The following is a 24,025-nucleotide window of genomic DNA, read 5'->3' as shown; positions in this document are numbered from 1 at the left end:
GGGTGCTTCATGCCCAATCTTGTCGTTTTTAGTGGAAATGCTCATCCACAGTTCGCTCAAAAAGTCGTAAGTCACTTACATATCCCTCTAGGTGCTGCATCAGTCGGTCACTTTTCTGATGGAGAAATTTCAGTAGAAATTACTGAAAATGTTCGTGGTAAAGACGTATTTATCGTTCAGCCTACTTGTGCGCCTACCAATGATAACCTTATGGAAATCTTGGTTATGGCAGATGCTTTGCGTCGTGCAAGTGCTGGTCGTATTACCGCTGTTATTCCTTATTTTGGTTATGCTCGCCAAGACCGTCGTCCACGTTCTGCACGTGTGCCGATTACAGCTAAAGTTGTTGCAGACATGCTTACCACTGTTGGTATTGATCGTGTCGTAATGATTGACTTACATGCTGACCAAATCCAAGGTTTCTTCGATATTCCAGTCGACAACATCTACGGTACTCCTGCTTTGCTTGCTGACTTACGTCAACAACAACATGATAACCTTATGGTGGTTTCTCCTGACGTTGGTGGTGTAGTACGTGCTCGTGCTGTAGCCAAACAGATGGGTGACATCGATTTAGCAATTATTGACAAACGTCGTCAAAAAGCCAACGAATCGCAAGTTATGCATTTGATTGGTGATGTAAAAGATCGTGATTGCGTTATTGTAGATGACATGGTTGATACTGCTGGTACATTGTGTAAAGCAGCTGATGCACTTAAGCAATTCGGTGCACGTCGTGTTGTTGCATATGCAACTCACCCTGTACTTTCAGGTAAAGCAATTGAGAACTTACGTAACTCAGTAATTGATGAGTTAGTCGTAACTGACACAATTCCTCTTTCTGAAGAAGCATTGAACTTGGGCAAAATCCGTCAAGTTTCTGTTGCTAGCATGGTTGCTGAAACGATTCGTCGTATTAATAACGAAGAGTCTATCAGCGCGATGTTCGATAGTTTATAATATTGCAGCTTTTTCTTAACCCTGGCCTTGGCTGGGGTTTTCTATCACTAAACTGGTCGCAAGTTTAGTTTATTTAATCTTTAATGAGGATTTATCTCATGGCAAACTTCATATTCAACGCTCAAGCGCGTGCTGAAGACAAACAAGGGAAAGGTGCGAGCCGCCGCCTTCGTCGCGAATCTTTAGTTCCAGCTATCATCTACGGTGGTAACGCTGAACCTGTAAGTGTTACTTTAGAACTTCGTGAGCTTGTAAAAGCTTTAGAAAGCAATGCTTTCTTTGAAGAAGTTGTAGAAATCAAAATGGGCGATAAAGTTGAAAACGTTAAAATCCAAGCGTTACAACGTCACCCATCTAAAAACACTCCTATGCACGCTGACTTCAAACGCGCATAAGTGTTTAAAGGCGTAAATTAGTGTCAAATATTTCGCTAATTGTTGGTTTGGGCAATCCTGGTTCAGAATATGCCCAAACCCGCCATAATGCAGGTTTTTGGTTCGTTGAACAGCTTGCAGATAAATATGGCATTACATTAAAAAATGATCCAAAATTTCACGGAATTAGTGGTCGTGGTAATATAGAAGGGCACGATGTTCGTTTACTTCTCCCAACGACTTATATGAATCGTTCCGGACAAAGTGTTGTTCCTTTCTCAAAGTTCTATCAAATTGCTCCTGAAGCAATTTTGATTGCTCATGATGAACTTGATATGAACCCTGGTGTAATTCGTCTTAAAACAGGCGGTGGGCACGGCGGTCATAACGGTTTACGTGATATTGTCCCACATATTGGTCCAAATTTTCATCGTTTACGAATTGGTATTGGACATCCAGGTTCAAAAGAAAGAGTTTCTGGGCATGTACTCGGAAAAGCGCCAAGTAGTGAACAAAGCCTGATGGATGGAGCAATTGATCACGCTCTTTCTAAAATGAAGTTACTTGTTCAAGGACAAGTATCACAGGCCATGAACCAAATTAATGCGTATAAACCAGCTTAAATTGTTGAACAATCAAGCTTGCTATCTTGCTTTTTTAGGAGCAAAATGCGCATCAGCCACATTGCCAGAACGGCAAAGGCAAAAGATTTCACTATAAGATCTTCTTAGGTCTACTCAGGAGACGCTAGCCATGCTATCTCGTTTATTAAAATGCAAAATTCACCGTGCAGTTGTAACCCATGCTGAACTTCACTATGAAGGTTCTTGTGCAATTGATGGCGTATTAATGGATTTAGCTGGTATTCGTGAATACGAAGAAATCCACGTTTGGAACGTAACTAATGGCAAGCGCTTCACAACTTACGCGATTCGTGGTGAAGATAACTCTGGCATTATTTCAGTAAATGGTGGTGCTGCTCACCAAGCAGATGTTGGCGATCTTGTAATTATTGCTACTTTTGGTGATTTCACCGAAGCTGAAGCAAATGCTCACAAACCACGTTTGGTATATGCAAACCCAGACAATACAGTCAACCACACAGCGAACTGCATTCCTGTGCAAGTTGCCTGATTAAAGATTTAAAAGCAAAAAAGCCCGTAAATACGGGCTTTCTTATACACCTTTATAAACTTCTAGCAGTCCCCTTCCACCAACTGTGCTGTTGCTTACAGTTTAAAGGCTGTAGCTCTTCTCCACGTAAATCAAATAAAATCGCCTCTCCTTTTGTATTTACTTTAAATTCAGCATACTTTGCTTTCCCATAACATTGAGCTAGACCTTCGGCAAATAAGAAGCTTCGAGAAGCTGGATATAAAGCCTGTAAACGATTTTCAGGATTTTTTAAAATTAAACGCTGCCCAGCAAATGAATTGTGAGTATCTAAAATGGTACGAACTACTCGATTTTGTGAATCTAAAATAACTTTTGCTGGAACAGAAGCATGATTAAAAATCACTTGATCTAAAGCCTCACTTTCACTTCCCGAAAGCGCTTTGAGAGATTGTAAATTTAATTCATATGCGAGCGCCATATAGTCCCCCTGTAAAATAGAGCGAGGGTCAACCGGCTTAAGCTTAATAAAAATACTTTTACTCTGATACAGGTGCCATTCATTTTTCGCAACCAAACCTGCAAAAAATAATACAGTGGCTACTGCAAGCATAAGGGAGAAATACTTTTTCATTACTTTTCCCCCTCAATAAAATTGCTTTTAGCTTCCTTCAGAAGCAATCCATATAAAGCCAACAATATAATTCCTGACACCAAGATTGATGCACTTTTAGCTAAAAAACTTAATTGTAAACTGTAATAAAGTTGCCAAAGCACAAAGGTAAATACTATGAGCGTAACACCATAAACAATGCGATCTTGATTTTTTAAAGCCCATGTCAAAATTACAAATAGAATGAATACATCAAAATAGCCGAGTGCAATAAGTGCTATGCCAAAAATTAAAAAAGCAACGAAAGTGATAGCTTGAAGCTGCCTATATAAATAGAAAAGGCTAAAGCACAATAACCATAGACTTGGAAAAATATAGATAAACCATAATGGCTGATCAGCAGAATCAATCAACGCAAGCCCCATAAAATTGTCAAAGAATGAGCTCACAAAAATGACACTAAGTACACATAAAAAAATACTCCGCTCATACCGTAAAACCGCTTTACTCCCTATCAGTAGTATCAAGCTAAAAATCAAATAGTTAAGTAAAGTTAAATTGAAATAAGTTTGAGTAGAATGTACCGACCACAATGAATGGTCTAGTTGCAGTATGTAGATAAATGCTATGCCATAAGTTGCGAGCATTTGAATTAAAACAAAGAACCAATGAGGCTTAAGAAAATAACTGACGCATAGAATAAAAATCTGGGCAATCAATACCCATAAAATTTGATTTGTTTCAGAACCAAGATGAAATAAAAAAGCAGTCTGTCCACTCACAAATAAACAATATGCAAATTGCCGAATGAAATAGCTTTGCGATTTTGTTAGTAAAGTTATAGCTATAGCAACAAAGATGATTCCAATAACTAAGGAAATAGTCTCCCAAAACACTAAAGTAAATGCTGCAAGTACTAAGCCAGCAAGCCAAGCACCAATTGCTAAAGGAATGATATAAAAACGGCTTTGGCGAAAAATTCTTATTAAGAAATAACTAATGAGTGCAAACCAAATGAAAATAATGCCCGCGATCAATAAAAAGATGAATTCATTAGAATCTTTAAATAGATGATTAATACCATCTACAAGCCATATTGTAGCTGTCACGCCAAGAACAGCAGCCATTAAACTGGCACATAGCTGATCATTCTTTTTGAAGAAATAATAAAAAGCAATAATTCCTAGTAAGAACGCCGATATCAGATAAGGTAAATTTTCACTTGATAAGAATTGAATCATCCCTGTTATTGAAATGACAGCAAACCAAGCAATAAAAACAAAACGTAAGGCTATATATTTCTTTTGACAGATCCAGAACTGTACAAGACTTAATAAATTTAGAGCAAAAAGATAAAGATAAGGAAACTTTTCTGCCCAGAAAGTCTGTTTAAAAAATAAAAATAGGGCGAGTTGGCTTGTAATACAAATTAAAGCAAAGATTCCAATATTTGGTCGATATAGCCACGGCAATAAAAGCAAAGTCCAAATCAAGAAAAGTAAATAACTGTCTGCACCAGTTTGATAAATTTGTCCAATTACAGCCAAACTCAAACCGATCATTAAGCCGCAAGTACCATGTAAAGTCTGCCGTATTCCCTCGCTTAAGGTATCGTTTATGCTCATCCAAGCTGTGATAAGCAATATAAAAGGTGGAATAATGAGTTGAATGCTATCAGGAAGCATCAACCAATTAGCAGCAATTAAATAAAGAATACTGAGCGCCATAAATACATAACTGAAAATATGGAGATGCTGAATAAATAAAGTATTCCTAAATGGATAATAGTCTCTTATCTGCATGAAACACCTGTTTTATTTATAATTTTCTATAAAAAACATAGCATTCCCTTTTAAAGCCAACAAGTAAGCGCTTGTTAAAAAACCTATTTCGTTTTATGAAAATGCTTATTCATAATGAGACTTAGCATTCTACAAAAGCATCTAGCCAATTTTGCCAAGCGCGCTATAATAAAACCCATCGCTTCAGGGCGGGGTGTAATTCCCCACCGGTGGTAAAGTTAATTTTCATATATAAATTAACAAGCCCACGAGCTTAAATTGTGTAATTTGAGCAGATTTGGTGAAACTCCAAAGCCGACGGTATAGTCCGGATGAAAGAAGACGACGAACTGGGATAAATCCGTTTTATTTCAGTGCCAGCCTGTTTTTACATCAGTCCTGAAATGTTCAACCGTATTTTTACGAGAGCGTTTCATTATGTCTAGCTTAATTCAACCAGAACTTTTTTTCTCAGCCCTCTCTCCTGCTGAACAGCGCATTCAACAAGCATTAGAAGATATCCGTCAAGGTAAACCTGTATTGGTGATGGATGACTTTGATCGTGAAAATGAAGCAGATTTAATTGTTGCAGCCGAAACCCTAACTGTTGAGACCATGGCACGTATGATTCGTGATGGCTCAGGTATTGTATGTTTATGCCTGACAGAAGAATTAGCAGATCATTTAGATCTTCCACCAATGGTTTCTCAAAACTCAAGTCAGTTTCATACTGCTTTTACAGTAACCATTGAAGCTGCTCAAGGCGTTACTACTGGTGTTTCTGCAAAAGACCGTGTAACAACGATTAAAACTGCTATTAAAGATGGTGCTGTTGCAAGTGACTTAAATCGTCCTGGTCACGTTTTCCCATTACGTGCACGTAATGGCGGCGTGCTTACTCGACGTGGTCATACTGAGGGAACAATTGATTTAGCAAGATTAGCCGGTCTAAAACCTGCTGGTGTGTTATGTGAATTAACTAATCCGGATGGCACTATGGCATCCGGCATTCAAGTTTTGGCTTATGCACAAACTCATCACTTAACAGTGATTACAATTGAAGAACTTGTTCAATACCGTCAACAACACAGTATTTAAATAAAAAAGGTTTGGCTTTAGATCAGATCAGAGCCAAACCTATAAATTAAAACTTACTTATATTTAAGAAACTTTCTTTTGTGCTGCCAGTTCTTCAACATAGACCAAAAGTTCAGAGAATTGATTAATCATTGCTTTTGGCTGTGCTTGAGCAAGTTCCTCTGCTGTTCCATAACCATAAGTCACAGCTACCGCCTCAATACCATTGTGGCGAGCACCTAAAATATCATATTGACGATCACCCACCATTAAACACTCTTCTGGATTTAATTGCTCACGTTCAAGAATATAATGGATAAGCTCAGCTTTATTGGTCCGCTCACCCGTTAATTCACTGCCATAAATATGTACAAAATACTGGCTTAATTCAAAATGGTCTAAAATTCGTTTTGCATAAATCGTTGGTTTAGCAGTAGCAACGAACAAACGATATCCTTCTGCTTTTAAAGCTTTAAGGGTTTCTGTAACAGATGGATATAGTTCATTTTCAAATAAGCCAATCACCGAAAAACGCTCACGGTAAGCAAGTAAAGCTTGCTCAGCTAGAGCATCATCTTGGGTAGCTAATAATTTTGCTAATGATGCTTTTAATGGCGGTCCAATTGTCCAATCAATATTTAAATCGGCAGCTAAAGGATAACCAAGCATCTCCATTGCATAACGAATTGATGTATGGATGCCAACTTTAGGGTCTGTTAAGGTTCCATCTAAATCAATCAAAATATGTTTTATAGCCATTTAATCACTAACCCAGTAAAGTATTTAATTCAATTGGTCGAGAGTTTAATTAAACTCTCTTATACTAACGTAAATTTAAATTGAAAAGGAAATAACCGTGCGTGCAACCGTACTTTGTTTCTCGGGTTTAGACCCTTCAGGTGGTGCAGGTTTACAAGCCGATATTGAAGCGATTGGACAAAGTGGTGCCCATGCAGCAATTGCGTGTACAGCTCTTACCATTCAAAACTCACAACAAGTATTTGGCTTTGAAGCAACCTCAAAAGAACTATTATTAGCCCAAGCAAATGCTGTTGTAGGCGATTTACCGATTAAATGTGTTAAGTCCGGCATGCTTGGCACAACAGATAATATTGCGGCTCTAGCCGAATTTTTACGTGCCCATCCTGACTATCAGTATGTATTAGACCCAGTATTAGTTGCTAATAGCGGTGGTTCTTTAGGAGATCAGGCAACTTTAGTTAAAGCATTTGTTGAGCTGATTCCCCTAGCGACACTTATTACGCCAAATACAGTTGAATTACGTGCATTAACAGGTATCAATGACTTAGAAGAAGCGACTCACAAGCTCTTTGAAATGGGTGCTAAAGCTGTATTAGTAAAGGGGGGACATGAAGATACCCCTAACTTCATTAAAAATAGTTTATATATTGATGGTGAACTTGCAGCGAGTAGTACTTGCCCTCGCCTTGAAGGTGAATATCATGGCTCAGGGTGTTCATTAGCAAGTTTTATTGCAGGTCGCTTAGCTTTAGGTGATTCTCTAAAAATTGCAGTACAGCATGCAGAAACATGGTTGTTTGGTGTTTTAAAAAATGCCGAAACACCTGTACCTAATGGACAAAAGATTCCAAAACGATTTTAACAATCAAATAAAAAGGCGCTTAAAGCGCCTTTTTATTTATTCCAATTACTGTGGAATACGTAAAACTTGCCCAGGGAAAATCTCATCCGGATCTTTGAGCATTGGTTTATTTGCTTCAAAGATTTTAGGATACTGGTTGGCATCACCATAAAACTCTTTCGCAATTTTTGAAAGATTATCACCGGATTTTACCGTATAAAATTTGCTTTCCGGTTCAGGCGTAGCAACGGTCATCTGGTCATCTACATGTGCAACATGATCGACGTTACCAACAATAAGAATAATCTTTTCTTTATCCGCTTGGCTTTGTACTTGACCATTAATAGTCGCAGTATCAGTTGAACCATTATATGTTACAGATAAGCCTTCCACCCCGAGGCCTAAACTTTTAATTAATCCTAATAATTTATTCGCTACTTCTTGTGCAGAAGGTTCTGCTGGCGTTGCTGGAGCTGGTTGTGGTTCTGCTGGTGCGGTATTTTTCTTACCAATACCTTTTACAAAATCAAAAAGACCCATTTTTAGTCCTCATCTTATTGTTTATAGTAAAGTCATTAAACTGACCCTTATTGTTATACTTGAAAAAAGAGACACCTCTGCTATCAATTGAGGTTGATCTTGTAAAAATATGTATCTCTCTCAATTATTTTACTCAAATAAAAAAAGCCACCTTACGGTGGCCTTCTTTTTAATCAGCAATATGCGAATTAACCAAGTTTTTTAGTTACATAGTCAATTGCAGATTGAACTGTAGTGATTTCGTTTGAATCTTCATCAGGGATAGTGATGTCGAAGTCATTTTCGAAAGACATAACAAGTTCAACTAAATCTAAAGAGTCAGCACCCAAGTCATCCATGAAAGATGCTTCGTTTTTAATCTCTTCAGCTTTAAGACCAAGTTGTTCTGCAACCGCTTGTTTAACGCGTTGTTCGATATCGCTCACAGGAATTCTCCTCATTGCTTGTGGCGTTTGATTTGCCACTAGTTTAATTGAATATAAAAATTTTTAAAAGTTTATACATCGGCGTTAGGCCATGTATAAACCACCATTTACATGTAATACCGTACCGGTAATGTAACCTGCTTTATCACTTGCAAGGAAACTCACCGCATTTGCGATATCTTGTGGCTCACCTAAGCGATTTAAAGCCACTTGATCACTCATTTTTTTGCGAATGTCTTCACTAAGTGCATCTGTCATTTCTGTTGCAATAAAACCTGGTGCCACACTATTTACAGTAATTTGGCGGCTACCCATCTCTTTTGCAAGGCTGCGGCTAAATGCTTCAATACCTGCTTTAGCAGCAGAGTAGTTTGCTTGGCCTGGGTTTGCAAAATGAGCAACAACAGAACTGATATTAATAATTCGACCAAAACGTGCTTTTGTCATACCCTTAAGTACGCGTTTAGATAAACGATAAACGGCTTTAAGGTGGATATTGAGAATGTCATCCCAATCATCTTCAGACATACGAAGCAACAAATTGTCTTTCGTAATACCTGCATTGTTAACGAGAACAAGTACAGGACCATAGTTCTGTTCAATATGAGACACGACTGCTTCAATCTCATCGAGATTACGCACATCGAGAGCCAAACCTGCACCTTGTTCACCAAAGCTATCAGTTAGCTTTTGTGCACCAGATTCAGAAGTCGCAGTACCTACGACAAAATAACCGTCTTGAATAAGTTGCTGGGCAATTGCAGCGCCAATGCCCCGACTCGCGCCCGTTACTAATGCAACTTTGCGTTCTTGTGTCATGCAATTTTTCCTTCTGCCACTAAAACAGCATTTAGGGCATCTTCCATTTTGCTCTTACTATCAATAGAAAAAGCTTTTTCAATATTTGGTAAACGCTTTGCGAGATTACTCAATACTGTACCTGGGCCACACTCAACAATGTACTGAATACCTTGGTCTTGTAGAGACTGCATGGTACGTGTCCATTGTACAGACTGGTACAATTGTGCTGTTAAAGCCTGACGTAATTGAGCAACATCGGTAGCAATTCCCGCGTTGACATTTTGTATTACAGGAATGGTAGGTAGCTCAATGGCAGTTTGTTCCAAAGCTTCTGCAAATTTTTCTGCTGCCGGCTTCATCAATGAACAATGTGATGGAACAGAAACCGGTAAAGCAATTGCTTTAGCAGATTGTTCTTTTGCCAATGCCATAACTTGCTGTACAGATGCAGTACTACCAGCAATCACAACTTGACCTTGTGAATTATAGTTTGCTGCTTCAACTGAACCTTGACCTGATGCACTCACGCTCTGGCACAATTCAACTACTTTATCATCAGCTAAACCAAGAATAGCAGCCATAGCGCCTTCCCCTTGAGGAACAGCATTTTGCATGAGTTTTCCACGCAAATTAACTAATTTAACTGCATCCGCCAAACTCATTGAACCTGCTGCAACTAAAGCGCTGTATTCACCTAAAGAGTGACCTGCAAGGTATTTAGGGGCTAAACCACCTAAATCTAACCATAAACGCCATAAAGCAATACTGGCAGTTAATAATACAGGTTGGGTATTTTCTGTTTGGTCTAAACCTTCACCACTTTGTGCAATGTGCCAAAGATCAAATCCTAGCGCGTCTGAAGCTTCGGCAAAAGTTTGCCCAACTCCACTAAACTGTTCTGCGAGTTCAGCGAGCATACCAACTTTTTGTGAACCTTGACCTGGAAACACAAATGCAGTTTTTGTGGCTAAAGCTACTTGTTCAAGACGTTTAGCAGACATAAGAAATCCTTTTTGGGTTTTCACTCATTTCTCTGGAGCGGAAATTTAACATTTAATTTGTATATTTATAATTGCGAAAAACAACAAAAAAAGGGAGCTTTCGCTCCCATTTTTTCTATACTTAAGCATCACGCTTAATGCATATCATGCAATTATTCAGCATCAGCTGCTTTAGCGAATAATTGGCGACCACGGTAGAAACCGTCTTTAGTCACGTGGTGACGACGATGAGTTTCACCAGTTGCTTGGTCTACTGTTAATGCATTCTCGGTTAAAGCGTCATGTGAACGGCGCATGTCACGGCGAGAGCGACTTTTACGGTTTTGCTGAACGGCCATGATGGCTCCTTACAAAGATCGAAAAAATGGATCAGAACAAATTCAGTTGTCTTATCTCATAATCATAACACAAATTATGAGTTAAGTTTACCCTTCAAACCTGCCAAAACATCAAACGGGTTATCCCGTTTCTCTTCGACAACGTTCTGAATGGTAGGTTGATGTTTATGTTCACAAGCATCATGCTTGGGAGATAAAGGCATCAACAATAACAGTTCATCTTCTAGTAATGCGAGTAAGTTAATCGAAGCAGGTGTATCAAAATCACCTTTTGTCGAAGACTCACTTTCACCTAAAACGATGAAATCAGCATCCTCATCCAAGCGCTCTATCAGTGACTCATCATCTACAAGTGCAATATGAAAGTCAGAAACAATTGGCATTTCAACAGGTTCCAAACAACGTTGGCACTCCATTGGAACTTTTGTTTCCATGTGACCATCTAACCACACAATGCGATGATAGGCATCCATTGATAGCTTACAGTCTATGTTGATCAATTGGTTATCAATTGACCCAACAGCTTCACGAGCAATACGAGCAAGACGAGACAATGGCAGTTGACCTGACCATGTAAAGCCTTGTTCAGCCCATTTAAACGGCTCAATCTGTGCCGGAAAGGTATTTGCTGACATAATTAAGGCGGCAATTCTACAAATTCATCGGTACTCTGTCAAAGATTAAGATACAATTTTGTACTTCTTTAGACAGAACTCGGGGTAAATTAAGCAATGCACCTGTTGCAGCCGCAACCTGAAGTTAACACTTCATTACTCGTTTGCACCCATTCAACTCACCAAAACACTCTTTTACCTGACGTGGTGCAACTCTCACCATGGCCAAGCTCAAAATTAGAGTCTGAGCAAGTTGATTGGCTTATTTTACACTTTAATCACTGGTTTTCCCACCATAATGTGACATTAGTTCGTGGAGAATTTGAACCAGAATATTTCCCAGCAAATGAACATGAACCAGCTAAAATCCAATTTGCTCATGGTTTTTTCAATAGCGCTTTGCATGAAATTAGCCATTGGACAATTGCAGGTGCAAAACGACGTCTGTTGCCCGATTTAGGTTATTGGTATGCGCCAGATGGCCGAACTAAAGAACAGCAGGATTTATTTGAACAAGTAGAAATCAAACCTCAAGCCATTGAATGGTTATTTGCCCAATCTTTTGGCAGAAAATTTAGAGTATCTCTAGATAACCTGACAGGTGATGGCGGAGATGGCAAAAAGTTTAAAGATAATGTTTATATCCAAGTTCAACGTTACTTTTCTGGTGAAGCTAAACTACCTGTTGATGCAGCAAGATTCATTGAATGTATTTGCCAATGTACACGAGCAGGTACAGCGTTACAATTAGATGAATTTAAACGTGAACTCCTTGATTAAATGACAAAAAAACTACGTAAGTTACTTGCTTCCGAAGTTTGAAAAGTCTAATACTATTTTTAATACTGGCGTGATGGAGTCTCTAAAATATGTTGCATTTACATGTACATCCTGAAAATCCACAGCAACGCCTCATTGATCAAGCAGTTGAGCGTATTCGTGCAGGCGATGTTGTGGTCTACCCGACCGATGCTGCCTATGCAATCGGATGTCAGATTGGTAATAAGAATGCGATGGAACGCATTGCCCAGATTCGTGATTTAGGCCCTAAGCATCAATACGCAATTATGTGTTGTGATTTATCAGATATCGCGACTTATGCAAAAGTTGATAATGCGACGTATCGGTTATTAAAAGCAAATACACCTGCCATTACGACTTTCATTTTACCTGCAACAAGTGAAGTTCCACGCAGGTTAATGCATCCTAAAAAGAAAACGATTGGTTTACGCATTCCAAGTAACCCGATTTGTCAGGCTTTATTAAAAGAACTTGGTGAGCCTTTACTTACAAGTACATTAATTTTACCCGGACAAGAAGACCCACTTGATGATCCTTACGATATTGAAAGTCAGTTGTCTAAACGTATTGATGTCTTTATCGATGGGGGTTTTGGTACTTTAACAACAACTAGTATTGTTGATTTATCGGGTGAACATCCGGAAATTATACGTCACGGTGCTGGAGATGTAAGTGCTTTCGAATAAGCACTTATTCTCCTTTTTACCAATAGTTAAAAAAAAAAGTATTATCAAGAAAAAAAATACTCTTTATTTAGTTTGGATTTTTTTTACACTTTAGTCGTTAAGCAATTTATTAAAAGTCACAATTCCTTTAGAATGTTTTTCACTATCTGCTGTTCTTCTGCTACAGCTCTTATTGACTTGAAAAACAAGTCTCATGCTTTTGAAAATTCGCGTGGCTTATAATCGTAATGAACCAATCACTTCATCAATCCATGGAAGACGTTCCACACATCCGTGTTTTAGATGAGTGGCACGACACAATTCCTGAAGATCTTTATATTCCTCCGGCTGCTTTTGAGATTTTACTCGAACAGTTTGAAGGACCACTCGACTTTTTAATTTATCTGATTCAGAAAAACGGTTTTGATTTAATTCAGCTCGATATTGCACCTATTGCAACTCAATATTTAGCTTATATGGATAGCATGAAATCCTTAAATATTGAGTTGACTGCCGACTATATGGTTATGGCTGCTCTATTGGCTGATTTGAAATCTCGCTTACTCTTACCTAAACCTACAGTAGTGAGTATCGAAAAAGATCCTAAACAGGATCTTATTGATCGACTAGAAACTTATTTACGCATTAAACAAGCGGCTGAACGTTTAGGTCAAATGCCAGTTCTTGACCGTGATACATTTAGTGCCAATGTAAGCTTAGGTCATATCGCGCCTGTTTATGAAGGTTATGATGTTTCAGCATTACATGATGCTTTGTTTTGCGTATTTAATCGTCCTGAACCCGTAACACACACAATTGCGCAAGAGCCTGTACTGTTAGAAGAACGTATTGCTTATATTGAAGAGAAATTAGAGTCAGGCGACGTGTTAAGTTTTAAAGAATTACTTAATCCCCAACAAGGCCGTATGGGAATGGTTGTAACTTTTATGGCTGTTTTAGAATTGACCCGACAACAAAAGATTAAAATTATTGCTACAGGTGTTGAAGCTCCATTGGCTATTCAAGGGTCTGCAGCATGAGTTTTGAACAAAATAATAATGATTTGTCATTAGCTGACATTCATCACGAAGTTTTATTGCAACTTGAAGCGATTATTTTTGCCAGTGAAGCACCTGTTTCAATTGCTCGTTTAAAAGAAGCTTTTAATAATCAATATAACAAACAACAGCTTCGTCAGCTTTTACAACAACTTGCCCTCTTACAACATGGCCGCTCTATTGAGTTGATTGAAACCGCGCAAGGCTTCCGTTTTCAGGTAAGATCCAAATATCGCAATATTATTGCGCAGATTTGGCCAGAGCGACCAACAAAACTGTCGCCATCTTTACTAGAAACCTTGGCTGTCATTGCGTATCATCAACCAGTCACGCGTGCTGATATTGAACAAATTCGTGGTGTATCTAATAATAGTCAGATTCTCAGAACGCTATTTGACTGGAACTGGATTAAAGAAGCCGGTTTTAGAGATTTACCCGGAAGACCTGCGTTGCTAATTACAACGCCTCAATTTCTGAATGCTTTTGGTCTAGCCTCTTTAGGCCAATTGCCTCCCCTACAGAACGCCAAGGAAGCATTTATGGCTCTCGATGCGAATGCACCGAAATCATAAAGAGGTGGACTGTTGATCATTATGTCTAAGGTTGTGCTGTCATGAGTGAAAAATTGCAAAAAGTATTAGCGCGAATCGGATTAGGTTCTCGCCGATATATGGAAGAGGTTATTGCCGCAGGACGCGTGAGTGTAAACGGCCGCGTTGCCCAAGTGGGTGAGCGCATTGAACCAGGCGATGAATTACGCATTGATGGCCGTAAAGTTCAGTTCCAGATCGAAGATGAAATTCGTCGTCGTGTACTGATTTATTATAAACCAGAGGGTGAGATCTGTTCACGTAATGACCCAGAAAAACGCCCAACTGTATTTGATCATTTGCCACAAATTGCAAATGACCGTTGGGTAATGGTAGGTCGTCTGGATATTAACAGTACAGGTTTATTACTATTTACAAACGATGGTGAGCTTGCTAACCGCTTAATGCACCCGTCTAATGAAATTGAACGTGAATACGCTGTACGTGTAATGGGTGAAGTAACACCACAATTACGCCAAAACATGGTCAATGGTGTAGAGCTTGAAGATGGCCCAGCCAAGTTCGAATCTTTCTCTGAAATTGGTGGTGAAGGTATTAACCGCTGGTATCAAGTTGTAGTGAAAGAAGGCCGTAACCGTGAGGTTCGCCGTATTTTCGAATCGCAAGGTCTTAAAGTAAGCCGCTTATTACGTACTCGCTACGGTACTGTTATTTTACCACGCGAATTACGTACTGGTCGTTGGATGGAACTCGATAAAACTGATATCGACAACTTAGCTAAATCTGTTGAGTTGAAACCACGTCAAGGTACAGGTTTATTTGGTATGGCAAAACGTCGTACTGATCGTATGACCGAAAAACCAATGGCAGCACGTCGTGGTGGCTATTTACGTCAACAACGTCGTGATGATGAAAAAGAAGCACCAGCTAACACAGGTAATCAGCGCAAATCGACTGGTTTTAACCGTGGATTTAAAAAGTTCTAAGTAAAACTTTTAAATCAAAAAAACCGCTCTAAATTGAGCGGTTTTTTATGGCCTACTTTTTCAATTAATTCATTTTTGCCAATTCAATCCACTCAGCTTCTGGAAAATGAATAGCTAAGTAGTTCTTTAAATAATTTGAAGTATCCTGCGAAATTAATGGATCTTTTGATTCATCTTTTAAGTTATAAACCAAAGCTTTTAATTTCAAACCACGAGACTTAAGTGCCTCGAGACTAAGCAAAGTATGGTTAATACTTCCTAGACGACCAGATGTCACTAAAATAACAGGAAACTGATGCTGAGCAACATAATCAATGGTGAGTAAACTGGTGGTTAAGGGCACCATTAAGCCACCCGCCCCTTCTAATAATACAATTTCAAAACGCTCAGCTAATGTTTGAGTCGCATTTTCAATTTTTTGAAAATCTATTTCTCGGTTATCAAGTCGCGTTGCTAAATGAGGTGAAGCAGGATAACTAAAAATTTCGGGCATAGTTAGCTTATCGTGATCTTCTTGAAACCAACCTTGCTCCATAATTTCACGATGCTTTTCAATATCTTCAGAAATATCAGCATTACCTGTTTGAATGAGTTTTTGGGTAATTACTTTTTTACCCTGCTCAGACCATAATTTTGCTAAAAAACCTGTCGCGTAGGTTTTACCAATTTCGGTATCAATCCCACTGACAAAATAGATCTGACCACTCATTTACTTCATTCTCCGGGCAATACAATAAATTGGGTGATATGTTAGGGCATATCCCTCGGCGTGCTTATACCGATCATAATCTTGATAAAACTGCTGTAAAGTTTGCTTCGTCCAACGGTGCTGCGCTGTCGCTGTTACACCAGTCGCTTTTAAATGTTGTAATACGGCTTTAGGCGAATCGAAATAAAGCTGAGTTTCTGACTCAGATAGATACAGAACTTCAAAACCAGCCTGAGTTAAGGCACTGTTCCAACTTTCAAGATTCCAATAACTTAAGCCCTGTCCGGTTAGCTCTTTAATTTCAATTAGGTTCTTAGGGCCAAATGTTGAAAAGCATAGCCAACCACTGTCAGTTAAAACATCATTACAACGCTTCAGCAAAAGCGGCAAATCCTGCATCCATTGCAAGGCAGAACCTGAAACAATCATATCGAGCTGCTGAGGGAGTTCTAAGGTTTCAACATCTCCAATTAACCATTTTAAATGCTCTTCGTGATTGAAGTGCTCCTGCACCTCTGCATACAAATCATTTAAAACTAAATCTTCAATTTGAAAAGCTTCAACAAGCAGACGAGTTAAATTGCCAGAACCACAACCAATTTCAAAAACACGTCGTATCTTACTTGGGCAAAACTGCTTGAGTAAGCTTGTTAAATTTTGACAAATTTGTTTTTGAACAACCGCGTGCTCTGAATAGCTTTGACCTGCTTTAGCAAAACGTTGGGCAACTAAATTTTTATTCAGACTCACAGAAAACTCACCAGTGCTTCAAGCTCGTGTTGTTCAACCATTGACGTTAAAGAAATACGTAACCGCGAACTATTTTTAGGTACTGTTGGTGGGCGTACAGGCATGGCATAAAAACCACTTTCCTGAACCTGCTTCGCCTTATCGATAGCAGCCTGACTTTCTCCCACAATCACTGGAATAATATGGCTGGTCGATGGACTCAGATAACCCTTTTGTACCACTGCTTGTTGAAGATATTGGCTAATATTTTTTAAGTGTTCACGCTGAGGTTGAGCCACTAATACTTTTTGAAAAATAAAATTTGCCCAAGCCATAACAATCGGAGGTTGAGCGGTACTAAAAATAAGCGGGCGCATTTTATTAATGAGATAATCTTTAATAATTGGATGGCAAATAATATAACCACCGACTGCTGCTAATGCTTTACCTAGGGTACCAACTAGAAAATCAATTTCCTGAATTACATTATATTGTTCAGCACACCCTAAACCTTGCTGTCCACGTACGCCAATTGAATGTGCCTCATCGACATAAAGCATGGTTTTACCAAAACGTTTTTTAAGCTGGACTAAAGCGGTTAAATCCGTTTCATCACCATCCATACTAAAAATACTTTCTGTGACCACAATGATTCGTTCAATCTTGTCATCATCATGATACTTTTGTAGAAGCTGTTCTAAGTGCTGTAAATCATTATGTCGATACCGCACATACTGGGCACCAGACAAACGGATCCCATCAATCATACTGGCATGAACTAACTTATCTGCCAAAATTAAAGTTTTACTATCAGCAACAGCGGGCAAAATACCAATATTCATATGGTAGCCACTATTGAATAATAGAGCTGCCCGTCCACCAAATGCTTGGCTTAGGCTATTTTCCAACTGTTCATATTCATCAAAATTACCCGTCAATAAACGGGCTGATGAAGAACTAAAATAGCTGCGTTCTAATGGTAAGCTATCTAAAAACTCTTGGCGAAGATTAAGATCAGCCGCCAGTCCAAGATAGTCATTTGAAGCTAAGTTGAGCATTGTTTTATTTTTAATTGTAATAAAACGACCATGCTGCACATTTTGGGTAAATTGTCTGAAATTACCTTGTTGTTTTAACTCATCTAACTCGGTAGCAAAATGATCGAGCAATGACATTTTAATGTGCCCCCTGCATCGTTTTAACTACTTCAACCAACTGTTCAAGCAAGTCACTTAACTCTTGTTGAGTAATAACATAAGGTGGCATCACATAAACCAGTTTGCCAAAAGGACGAATCCAGATTCCACGCTCTACAAATTGTTGCTGTAAAGTTTTCATATCGACATTAAAGGTGAGTTCTACCACACCAATTGCACCGAGCACTCTTACATCAGCAACATAATCAAGCTGGCTTAAAGGTGCTAGATATTGGCTAAGCTGTTGCTCAATTCGCTTAATATTGGCCTGCCAATCTTGCTCAATTAATAATTGCGTACTTTTTAAAGCAACGGCACAAGCGAGTGGATTGGCCATAAAAGTTGGGCCGTGCATAAATACCCCAGCCTCACCGCGACTAATGGTTTTAGCAACATGCTTTGTCGTTAAAGTCGCAGACAAAGTCATATAACCGCCCGTTAGCCCTTTACCTAGACACATAATATCTGGCTCGACTTGAGCATGTTCCCAAGCAAAAAGCTTACCTGTACGACCAAAACCGGTAGCAATTTCATCGAAAATTAACAACAGATGATATTTTTCACAAAGCGCTTTAGCCTGACGTAAATATTCAGGATGATAAAAGCGCATGCCCCCTGCACCTTGAACAATCGGCTCAATAATGAGTGCAGCAAGGTTTTCATGATTTTGCTGAATAGCTTGCTCTAGCTCGGCAATATCTTCTTGGTTCCATTCTTCATTAAATTTAGTTTGTGGTGCTGCTACAAAAAGACGATTCGGTAAGCTGGTACCAAAAATCTGATGCATACCTGTCACAGGATCACACACAGACATCGCATTCCATGTATCGCCATGGTAACCGGACCGTGTGGTAATAAAGTTTGTTTTTTGTGGTTTTCCCTGTGCTGTCCAGAATTGCACAGCCATTTTTAAAGCAACCTCAACAGCGACCGAACCTGAATCTGCATAGAAAATTTTATCCAGACTTGGTGGGGTAATTTTTAAAAGAATTTTACCAAGCTCAATAGCAGGATCGTGAGTCAAACCACCGAACATGATATGTGACATGTTTTGTAGTTGATCGGTCACTGCTTGATTAAGTTCAGGGTGGTTATAACCATGTATTGCACACCACCAAGACGACATACCATCAATTAAAGTTCTACCATCATCAAGTTCAATCGTTGCCCCATAGGCACGCTTCACTTTAAATGTGGGTAAAGGTTGGGTCATTGAAGTATATGGATGCCAAATATGTTCCAAATCAAAATTATCGGTCATCCTCTATACCCTTTTACAGCAATCAAATCTTTCATTTAACACATGTTAAACCTGTTAAGAATGAAAGAAAATTGCGAGATCAACCAAAGCTTATGAACTTTGCTGATGAATTGTTAAAAATTGGCAGATTTCTTCAATTGTTCTTTCAGCCTGCAGGTAAGGAAAAGCGTGCGTAGCGTCTTTTAGCAACTTATAAGTCATGTTTTCTGTAGCGAAATCCTTAAAATTCTCGATAATTTTGCAAGGAATGACATTATCTTGCTCAGCAAACAGGTGAAGCTGTAGACCTGGATAATTTTTCAAGTTATCTACCAAGTTTAACTGTTCTAACATTTTTAAACCATCTACCAGTATTTCCTTTGCGGGTGGATTTGCAATGTTTTGTACGCTCATCCAATCTTGTTTCGCTTGAGATGAGCCAAGTGTAATCAAATAATAAAAACGCTTTAAAGTGGCTTGTGGATTCTGTAAAAAAGACCCTTTAAATTGACTAAATACATCAGCAGGCATTGCGGTTTGCCAATTATCATGAGCAACGAAACAAGGGTTTGAAGCGAGCGTAATTAAAGTTTTTGTTTGCCCTGTTTGCTTGTAAAAAATATCAACCAGTTGAGTTGCTAACTGCCCACCTAAGGACCAGCCTATTACCACATCAACTTCAGCCACTAAATCAAGCTGTGCTTGAAAGCTACTATCTAAAACATTAAAAATATTAATCAGTTGTGTGTCATAGCCAAATTTATTTAAACCTAATTTTAACGATTGCAGAGGTTCTATACCTACTCCCCACCCTGTAATCAATAAAATTTTATTTTGTAACTTCATGTGCCTATCCACAGTCAACTTTAGGAAGATTATATATGAAGTTCAATTCTAAATATCTTTTAAAATCAACAGAACACTTGAATTTCAAAAAGTAAAATCAGTCATTTATAGTCGATAAATATTCTGAAATATATTGATATACAAGAGCTAAAATATTTATATGAAATATACAAAACTTTAATTATCTAAACATTGAAGCAAATCAAAAAACAACATAATCCACACTTCCCCCATAAATCCATTGTGCAATGTAATTAATGTTAATACTTATGTTTTTTTATTAAAAAAAATGACTCATCAATTCATTTTAATGTTAGAAGATTAATTAATGATCAAAATAATGGGCGGATTAATATGAATACTCAAAGTGAAATATCTGACGGGAGAGAAAAAGATACATATTTTGTTACACCCAACGATATTATAAACACCTTACCTATAGATAAAAATTATTGTTTATTTCTGGATATTGATGGAACATTAGCTCCATTTCAAGTTCATCCTGAGCATAGTTTTATACCTAATACTACATTAGAAGTTATAAAAAAAATTATTGAATTAAATATACCAGTGATTGCTGTAACAGGACGTGATGTTGAAACAGCTAGTAAGCTATTTCAGTCTATTGAAATTCCTATAGCCGGCTTACATGGCTTAGATATTTATTTTGATTCCGACAATTATATTCGTCCAGATTTAAGCAATATTAATTTCAAAAAATTAAAAGAAGATATTATAAAATCTTGTGAAAAATATCCCGATTTATTAATTGAGGATAAAGGACATTCTATTGCTTTACATTATCGAAAAAAACCAGAATTAGAAGATAATGCAATTTATATTATGCAACAAATTAAATATTTCTATCCTCAATTAAAATTAAATAGAGGTAAATTTGTCATTGAGTTATTACCTAAACAGGCAGATAAAGGTAAAGCAATTCAAACAATATTAGACCATCTTAATTTACCATTAATTCACCCAATATTTATTGGAGATGATTTAACGGATGAATCGGGTTTCACTTTTATTAATCAACAATTTGGCACTTCAATTAAAGTAGGTTCTGGTGAAACAGAAGCTCAATATAGATTAAAAGATATTAACAGCGTTTCTAATTTTCTTTTTTTCTTTCTAGAAAAAATAAAAAAGTTATACGTCAAAAATAGTCAAGATCAGAATGGAGAACAAATATGTCTAAATTAATCGTGTTATCGAATCGAATAAGTATGCCATCAGGTAAGGCCTCAGCAGGTGGCCTTGCAGTAGCTGTACAAGACGCATTAAATGACAGTAACGGCATTTGGTTAGGCTGGAACGGTCAGCAAATTACCGATACTGAAGCGCCTGAATTCGATCAGGCATATTCTCATGGAATTGACTACATTACCTGCCCTCTTACACATCAGCAATATGCACAGTACTACTGCGGTTTTGCTAACAAAGTTTTATGGCCTGCCATGCATGATCGAGATGAATTGATCGAATATGATGCTGAAGAATATAATACTTACCAAAGGGTTAACCGTTTATTTGCTGAAAAATTAAAAGAGATTGCTCAGCCTGATGATCTGATTTGGGTACATGACTATCACTTTTTTAGTGTAGCTCGTCATTGTCGTGAATTAGGTATGCAAAATAAAATCGGTTTCTTTTTGCATATTCCTTTCGCAAGCTTAAACATTTGGCACAAAATTCCAGTTGCACTGCAGTTGGTACAAGACCTTTGCCAATATGATGTAGTTGGCCTACAAACCCAAGCCGATCAAAACACCTGTATGCAAACGTGTATGGGCTTACTTGAAGCTCAAAAAATACTAAGTGACCGAATCAGCTATAAAAAACGTCAAGTACTCATAAAGTCCTATCCTATTGGCGTGCAACCAGACCTTATTCAGCGCCAAGCACAACAGGCATTTCATACTCCCAATGTATTTAACTTTGAAGATATACCACGTCAAAAAACCATTATTGGCGTTGACCGGATTGATTATTCAAAAGGTCTGCTTGAACGCTTCAATGCATTTGCGACCTTCTTGGAAACTAACCCTGAATATCATGGACTGGTACGCCACCTTCAAGTTGCAACACCTTCACGTACAGATATTCCGGCTTATCAACGCTTATACCAACGATTTAAAACCAAGTTAGAACTGATTAATGAAGAGTTTGCACACGAAGACTGGCGTCCAATTGATTGTTGCTACGACACTGTTCAACATGACAGTTTGATGCATATTTATCGTCGTTCTGATATTTGCTGGATTAGCTCATTACGGGATGGTATGAACTTGGTCGCAAAAGAATATATTGCGGCTCAAGATCCAGAGAACCCAGGTGTGCTGATCTTATCTAAATATGCCGGTGCTGCTGAGCAAATGACTCAGGCCTTAATTGTTGACCCATTAGATCGGGCAGCGATGATGGATACTCTAAAAACCGCTCTAGAGATGCCTAAAGCTGAACGTATTAATCGTTATGAACAGTTAATAGAAGGTCTAGCAGCCACTGACCTTAGCGATTGGAGAAATAATTTCTTGAAAGATCTTGAAAATGCTCCAACCTTTACGAAGACTAAGTTGTCATTACAAGACAAGTACCAACCCATCTATCATGTTTTGTAATGATTTAAGCTTATAGAACATCGAGAAGTTTTTCTCGATGTTCTATCGGTTGGTAAATTGACTTAAGTTATTTTGCCTTTACAAGAGTAAAGCGATTGAGTATGGCAATCATAGTTAATAAAACCGCTACCCCAGATAACACTGTGGTTAGACTGGTCCACTGGCCAATCAAGCCAATTAAGGCGGGACCACTTAATGAACCTGTATAAGCAATCGTTGACACTAAAGATAGTGCCGCAGCCTTCGGCATATCATTTTGGCGTCCAACACGAGAGAACATGACTGGTACAATATTAGAACAGCCTAAACCCAAAAGTGCATAACCCAATACGACAACTTGCCAAACAGGTGCCATCACAATAGTAACCATAGCAAGGGCTGCAACAATTGCACTATAAGTCACAATAGTTTTCTCACCCCATTGTTTTAACAAGAGATGCCCTGCAAAACGACCACTTGTCATACTAAGCGCGAAGAAAGTATAGGCCAGCCCAGCAAAAGCAGGGTTAAGATGATATTTACTGGTCAAATAAATACCACCCCAGTCCATTGCTGCACCTTCTGACAAGAAAGCAATAAAACACATCATTCCAATCAACAGGATCGCACCATTCGGGCGCGAAGTTTTTTTAGGTGCGTCAGTTATTTCAGCTGCACCTTGTTCATCTTGCTCAAATGTTGTTAAAGCAGATGGAATAGCAACAAAGCTCACGACCATTAAAATCATGACCACAGATAGCGTACTCATGAGTGGTGAAAGGCCAATTGCTAGTAGCGTGGTGACGAGCATGGCGCCTATTAAACCACCAAGGCTGCACATACCATGGAAACTAGACATGAGCGCACGTAAGCTGTGTTTTTCCACCACAACTGCCTGCAAATTAATAGCTACGCCAAGGCTGCCTGCTGCTGTACCAAAAATAAATAACGCCACAGCCATCGATACAAGACTATGCCAGATCGTTAAACTTGGTAGTAACACCATTAAGAGTATGGTCGCCACAGCAATTAATGGACGACATCCCCAACGCTTAACTAAAGCCCCTGTCGCAGGCATAGCAATCATTGAGCCGATTCCCATACAAAGCAGCAATAAACCAAAATTTGCATGATTTAGGTTTAAACGTTGCTGTGCATACGGAATGAGTGGTGCCCAAGCAGATATCGCAAAGCCCAAGCTAAAAAAGCTAAGACGAGTTGCTAATCGTTGTGTGCTTAAGAGAGTAGCTGTATCTAAAACAGCAGGTTTGGAAAATAACATATACGCGAAGCTCACCATAAAACCATTGGCGATCCATACCAACCGATTCCCCATAGAAAAACCCCTGCCTTATTAAGTTCCAGGCAAGGGTTTTTGTTGGCGAAATTATATCCAATTCC

28 protein-coding genes and 1 riboswitch are annotated in these 24,025 nt (G+C 38.5%); of the genes, 13 read left to right on the top strand and 15 right to left on the bottom strand.

What is annotated here, in order from left to right:
• The first annotated feature begins 9 nt into the window (after positions 1-9).
• The 4 genes from CSB87_RS13790 (at position 10) to panD (ending at position 2,468) form a co-directional block, all read left to right on the top strand.
• A complete protein-coding gene (locus CSB87_RS13790; protein WP_002050293.1) occupies positions 10-960 on the top strand; it encodes a ribose-phosphate pyrophosphokinase in 951 nt (316 codons plus the stop codon).
• A 98-nt stretch (positions 961-1,058) separates the two neighbouring features.
• On the top strand, positions 1,059-1,355 hold the full coding sequence (gene rplY, locus CSB87_RS13785; protein WP_031952341.1) for a 50S ribosomal protein L25: 297 nt from the start codon (positions 1,059-1,061) through the stop codon (positions 1,353-1,355).
• Between the two features lie 20 nt (positions 1,356-1,375).
• Positions 1,376-1,957: an aminoacyl-tRNA hydrolase gene (pth, locus tag CSB87_RS13780; RefSeq protein WP_004888501.1), complete on the top strand. Its 582-nt coding sequence runs from the start codon at positions 1,376-1,378 to the stop codon at positions 1,955-1,957.
• Between the two features lie 130 nt (positions 1,958-2,087).
• Positions 2,088-2,468, top strand: a complete 381-nt coding sequence (gene panD / locus CSB87_RS13775) for an aspartate 1-decarboxylase (protein WP_000952664.1) — start codon at positions 2,088-2,090, stop codon at positions 2,466-2,468.
• A gap of 52 nt (positions 2,469-2,520) precedes the next feature.
• On the opposite strand, the gene CSB87_RS13770 is transcribed toward panD, so the two are convergent.
• Positions 2,521-3,081, bottom strand: coding sequence for a GDYXXLXY domain-containing protein (locus CSB87_RS13770; protein ID WP_004888502.1), 561 nt, complete (start codon positions 3,079-3,081; stop codon positions 2,521-2,523).
• Positions 3,081-4,862 (bottom strand): DUF2157 domain-containing protein, encoded by a 1,782-nt coding sequence (locus CSB87_RS13765; protein ID WP_004888506.1) that lies wholly within the window; start codon positions 4,860-4,862, stop codon positions 3,081-3,083. Before CSB87_RS13765 ends, CSB87_RS13770 begins: the two co-directional genes overlap by 1 nt.
• A gap of 176 nt (positions 4,863-5,038) precedes the next feature.
• Positions 5,039-5,189: riboswitch (FMN riboswitch) on the top strand.
• Between the two features lie 90 nt (positions 5,190-5,279).
• On the opposite strand from CSB87_RS13765, the gene ribB reads away from it, so the two are divergent.
• On the top strand, positions 5,280-5,939 hold the full coding sequence (gene ribB / locus CSB87_RS13760) for a 3,4-dihydroxy-2-butanone-4-phosphate synthase (protein ID WP_004888507.1): 660 nt from the start codon (positions 5,280-5,282) through the stop codon (positions 5,937-5,939).
• Positions 5,940-6,002: 63 nt separating this feature from the next.
• On the opposite strand, the gene CSB87_RS13755 is transcribed toward ribB, so the two are convergent.
• Positions 6,003-6,677, bottom strand: coding sequence for an HAD-IA family hydrolase (locus tag CSB87_RS13755; RefSeq protein ID WP_004888510.1), 675 nt, complete (start codon positions 6,675-6,677; stop codon positions 6,003-6,005).
• A gap of 97 nt (positions 6,678-6,774) precedes the next feature.
• Between CSB87_RS13755 and CSB87_RS13750 the strand changes: the two genes are divergently transcribed.
• Complete coding sequence (locus CSB87_RS13750) at positions 6,775-7,542, top strand: hydroxymethylpyrimidine/phosphomethylpyrimidine kinase (protein WP_106105081.1); 768 nt, start codon at positions 6,775-6,777, stop codon at positions 7,540-7,542.
• A 45-nt stretch (positions 7,543-7,587) separates the two neighbouring features.
• Here CSB87_RS13750 and lysM read toward each other — a convergent pair whose 3' ends face one another.
• The 6 genes from lysM to CSB87_RS13720 form a co-directional block, all read right to left on the bottom strand.
• Entirely contained in the window at positions 7,588-8,061 is a 474-nt protein-coding gene (gene lysM / locus CSB87_RS13745; RefSeq protein WP_002050305.1) for a peptidoglycan-binding protein LysM, read from the bottom strand.
• A gap of 188 nt (positions 8,062-8,249) precedes the next feature.
• Positions 8,250-8,486, bottom strand: coding sequence for an acyl carrier protein (gene acpP, locus CSB87_RS13740; RefSeq protein WP_001279871.1), 237 nt, complete (start codon positions 8,484-8,486; stop codon positions 8,250-8,252).
• Between the two features lie 84 nt (positions 8,487-8,570).
• Positions 8,571-9,305 carry a 3-oxoacyl-ACP reductase FabG gene (fabG, locus tag CSB87_RS13735; RefSeq protein WP_000191300.1) on the bottom strand — a complete coding sequence of 245 codons (735 nt, stop codon included), beginning with the start codon at positions 9,303-9,305 and terminating at the stop codon, positions 8,571-8,573.
• Positions 9,302-10,288, bottom strand: coding sequence for an ACP S-malonyltransferase (fabD, locus tag CSB87_RS13730; protein WP_001274818.1), 987 nt, complete (start codon positions 10,286-10,288; stop codon positions 9,302-9,304). The genes fabG and fabD overlap by 4 nt, the downstream gene beginning before the upstream one ends.
• A 152-nt stretch (positions 10,289-10,440) precedes the next feature.
• Complete coding sequence (gene rpmF, locus CSB87_RS13725; protein ID WP_000290730.1) at positions 10,441-10,626, bottom strand: 50S ribosomal protein L32; 186 nt, start codon at positions 10,624-10,626, stop codon at positions 10,441-10,443.
• A gap of 74 nt (positions 10,627-10,700) precedes the next feature.
• On the bottom strand, positions 10,701-11,261 hold the full coding sequence (locus CSB87_RS13720) for a YceD family protein (protein ID WP_002050389.1): 561 nt from the start codon (positions 11,259-11,261) through the stop codon (positions 10,701-10,703).
• Between the two features lie 96 nt (positions 11,262-11,357).
• Here CSB87_RS13720 and CSB87_RS13715 point away from each other — a divergent pair, with 96 nt between their 5' ends.
• The 5 genes from CSB87_RS13715 to rluB all read left to right on the top strand — a co-directional run bounded on the left by CSB87_RS13715 (position 11,358) and on the right by rluB (position 15,301).
• Positions 11,358-12,020 (top strand): elongation factor P hydroxylase, encoded by a 663-nt coding sequence (locus CSB87_RS13715; protein WP_004710311.1) that lies wholly within the window; start codon positions 11,358-11,360, stop codon positions 12,018-12,020.
• Between the two features lie 89 nt (positions 12,021-12,109).
• On the top strand, positions 12,110-12,727 hold the full coding sequence (locus CSB87_RS13710; protein ID WP_002050309.1) for an L-threonylcarbamoyladenylate synthase: 618 nt from the start codon (positions 12,110-12,112) through the stop codon (positions 12,725-12,727).
• 227 nt (positions 12,728-12,954) lie between these two features.
• Positions 12,955-13,746 carry a segregation and condensation protein A gene (locus tag CSB87_RS13705; protein ID WP_016805462.1) on the top strand — a complete coding sequence of 264 codons (792 nt, stop codon included), beginning with the start codon at positions 12,955-12,957 and terminating at the stop codon, positions 13,744-13,746.
• Positions 13,743-14,336, top strand: a complete 594-nt coding sequence (gene scpB, locus CSB87_RS13700; RefSeq protein WP_002050325.1) for an SMC-Scp complex subunit ScpB — start codon at positions 13,743-13,745, stop codon at positions 14,334-14,336. The genes CSB87_RS13705 and scpB overlap by 4 nt, the downstream gene beginning before the upstream one ends.
• A 41-nt stretch (positions 14,337-14,377) precedes the next feature.
• The gene (rluB, locus tag CSB87_RS13695) at positions 14,378-15,301 is read left to right on the top strand and encodes a 23S rRNA pseudouridine(2605) synthase RluB (protein WP_004710314.1); all 924 of its coding nucleotides are present in this window, start codon (positions 14,378-14,380) and stop codon (positions 15,299-15,301) included.
• A gap of 64 nt (positions 15,302-15,365) precedes the next feature.
• Here the strand turns inward: rluB and bioD are convergent, their stop codons facing one another.
• The 5 genes from bioD to CSB87_RS13670 all read right to left on the bottom strand — a co-directional run bounded on the left by bioD (position 15,366) and on the right by CSB87_RS13670 (position 20,021).
• A complete protein-coding gene (gene bioD / locus CSB87_RS13690; RefSeq protein WP_004888521.1) occupies positions 15,366-16,010 on the bottom strand; it encodes a dethiobiotin synthase in 645 nt (214 codons plus the stop codon).
• Positions 16,011-16,760 carry a malonyl-ACP O-methyltransferase BioC gene (gene bioC / locus CSB87_RS13685; protein ID WP_004888523.1) on the bottom strand — a complete coding sequence of 250 codons (750 nt, stop codon included), beginning with the start codon at positions 16,758-16,760 and terminating at the stop codon, positions 16,011-16,013.
• Positions 16,757-17,914: an 8-amino-7-oxononanoate synthase gene (locus CSB87_RS13680; protein ID WP_002050382.1), complete on the bottom strand. Its 1,158-nt coding sequence runs from the start codon at positions 17,912-17,914 to the stop codon at positions 16,757-16,759. Before CSB87_RS13680 ends, bioC begins: the two co-directional genes overlap by 4 nt.
• A gap of 1 nt (position 17,915) precedes the next feature.
• On the bottom strand, positions 17,916-19,196 hold the full coding sequence (gene bioA / locus CSB87_RS13675) for an adenosylmethionine--8-amino-7-oxononanoate transaminase (RefSeq protein WP_004888524.1): 1,281 nt from the start codon (positions 19,194-19,196) through the stop codon (positions 17,916-17,918).
• A 90-nt stretch (positions 19,197-19,286) separates the two neighbouring features.
• Entirely contained in the window at positions 19,287-20,021 is a 735-nt protein-coding gene (locus tag CSB87_RS13670) for an alpha/beta fold hydrolase (protein ID WP_004888527.1), read from the bottom strand.
• A 354-nt stretch (positions 20,022-20,375) separates the two neighbouring features.
• Between CSB87_RS13670 and otsB the strand changes: the two genes are divergently transcribed.
• Together otsB and CSB87_RS13660 are read left to right on the top strand one after the other, a co-directional pair.
• A complete protein-coding gene (gene otsB, locus CSB87_RS13665) occupies positions 20,376-21,227 on the top strand; it encodes a trehalose-phosphatase (protein ID WP_004888530.1) in 852 nt (283 codons plus the stop codon).
• Positions 21,215-22,645, top strand: coding sequence for an alpha,alpha-trehalose-phosphate synthase (UDP-forming) (locus CSB87_RS13660; RefSeq protein ID WP_004888531.1), 1,431 nt, complete (start codon positions 21,215-21,217; stop codon positions 22,643-22,645). Before otsB ends, CSB87_RS13660 begins: the two co-directional genes overlap by 13 nt.
• Before the next feature lie 67 nt (positions 22,646-22,712).
• Here the strand turns inward: CSB87_RS13660 and CSB87_RS13655 are convergent, their stop codons facing one another.
• Positions 22,713-23,906: an MFS transporter gene (locus tag CSB87_RS13655; RefSeq protein WP_002050338.1), complete on the bottom strand. Its 1,194-nt coding sequence runs from the start codon at positions 23,904-23,906 to the stop codon at positions 22,713-22,715.
• Between the last annotated feature and the right edge of the window lie 119 nt (positions 23,907-24,025).

The organism is Acinetobacter sp. AR_0276 (assembly GCF_003000705.1).
GTDB lineage: Bacteria > Pseudomonadota > Gammaproteobacteria > Pseudomonadales > Moraxellaceae > Acinetobacter > Acinetobacter nosocomialis.
This window is presented reverse-complemented; position numbering and strand designations above follow the sequence as displayed.

What these genes read in the sequence shown, in the direction of transcription:
- rpmF (WP_000290730.1), bottom strand. Translation starts at nt 10,626, where the DNA reads ATGGCCGTTCAGCAAAACCGTAAAAGTCGCTCTCGCCGTGACATGCGC.
- bioD (WP_004888521.1), bottom strand. Translation starts at nt 16,010, where the DNA reads ATGAGTGGTCAGATCTATTTTGTCAGTGGGATTGATACCGAAATTGGT.
- rluB (WP_004710314.1), top strand. Translation starts at nt 14,378, where the DNA reads ATGAGTGAAAAATTGCAAAAAGTATTAGCGCGAATCGGATTAGGTTCT.
- panD (WP_000952664.1), top strand. Translation starts at nt 2,088, where the DNA reads ATGCTATCTCGTTTATTAAAATGCAAAATTCACCGTGCAGTTGTAACC.
- bioA (WP_004888524.1), bottom strand. Translation starts at nt 19,196, where the DNA reads ATGACCGATAATTTTGATTTGGAACATATTTGGCATCCATATACTTCA.
- fabG (WP_000191300.1), bottom strand. Translation starts at nt 9,305, where the DNA reads ATGACACAAGAACGCAAAGTTGCATTAGTAACGGGCGCGAGTCGGGGC.
- rplY (WP_031952341.1), top strand. Translation starts at nt 1,059, where the DNA reads ATGGCAAACTTCATATTCAACGCTCAAGCGCGTGCTGAAGACAAACAA.
- CSB87_RS13655 (WP_002050338.1), bottom strand. Translation starts at nt 23,906, where the DNA reads ATGTTATTTTCCAAACCTGCTGTTTTAGATACAGCTACTCTCTTAAGC.
- fabD (WP_001274818.1), bottom strand. Translation starts at nt 10,288, where the DNA reads ATGTCTGCTAAACGTCTTGAACAAGTAGCTTTAGCCACAAAAACTGCA.
- scpB (WP_002050325.1), top strand. Translation starts at nt 13,743, where the DNA reads ATGAGTTTTGAACAAAATAATAATGATTTGTCATTAGCTGACATTCAT.
- otsB (WP_004888530.1), top strand. Translation starts at nt 20,376, where the DNA reads ATGAATACTCAAAGTGAAATATCTGACGGGAGAGAAAAAGATACATAT.
- lysM (WP_002050305.1), bottom strand. Translation starts at nt 8,061, where the DNA reads ATGGGTCTTTTTGATTTTGTAAAAGGTATTGGTAAGAAAAATACCGCA.
- CSB87_RS13790 (WP_002050293.1), top strand. Translation starts at nt 10, where the DNA reads ATGCCCAATCTTGTCGTTTTTAGTGGAAATGCTCATCCACAGTTCGCT.
- CSB87_RS13705 (WP_016805462.1), top strand. Translation starts at nt 12,955, where the DNA reads ATGAACCAATCACTTCATCAATCCATGGAAGACGTTCCACACATCCGT.
- CSB87_RS13670 (WP_004888527.1), bottom strand. Translation starts at nt 20,021, where the DNA reads ATGAAGTTACAAAATAAAATTTTATTGATTACAGGGTGGGGAGTAGGT.
- ribB (WP_004888507.1), top strand. Translation starts at nt 5,280, where the DNA reads ATGTCTAGCTTAATTCAACCAGAACTTTTTTTCTCAGCCCTCTCTCCT.
- CSB87_RS13715 (WP_004710311.1), top strand. Translation starts at nt 11,358, where the DNA reads ATGCACCTGTTGCAGCCGCAACCTGAAGTTAACACTTCATTACTCGTT.
- CSB87_RS13660 (WP_004888531.1), top strand. Translation starts at nt 21,215, where the DNA reads ATGTCTAAATTAATCGTGTTATCGAATCGAATAAGTATGCCATCAGGT.
- CSB87_RS13770 (WP_004888502.1), bottom strand. Translation starts at nt 3,081, where the DNA reads ATGAAAAAGTATTTCTCCCTTATGCTTGCAGTAGCCACTGTATTATTT.
- CSB87_RS13710 (WP_002050309.1), top strand. Translation starts at nt 12,110, where the DNA reads ATGTTGCATTTACATGTACATCCTGAAAATCCACAGCAACGCCTCATT.
- CSB87_RS13755 (WP_004888510.1), bottom strand. Translation starts at nt 6,677, where the DNA reads ATGGCTATAAAACATATTTTGATTGATTTAGATGGAACCTTAACAGAC.
- CSB87_RS13765 (WP_004888506.1), bottom strand. Translation starts at nt 4,862, where the DNA reads ATGCAGATAAGAGACTATTATCCATTTAGGAATACTTTATTTATTCAG.
- CSB87_RS13680 (WP_002050382.1), bottom strand. Translation starts at nt 17,914, where the DNA reads ATGTCATTGCTCGATCATTTTGCTACCGAGTTAGATGAGTTAAAACAA.
- CSB87_RS13720 (WP_002050389.1), bottom strand. Translation starts at nt 11,261, where the DNA reads ATGTCAGCAAATACCTTTCCGGCACAGATTGAGCCGTTTAAATGGGCT.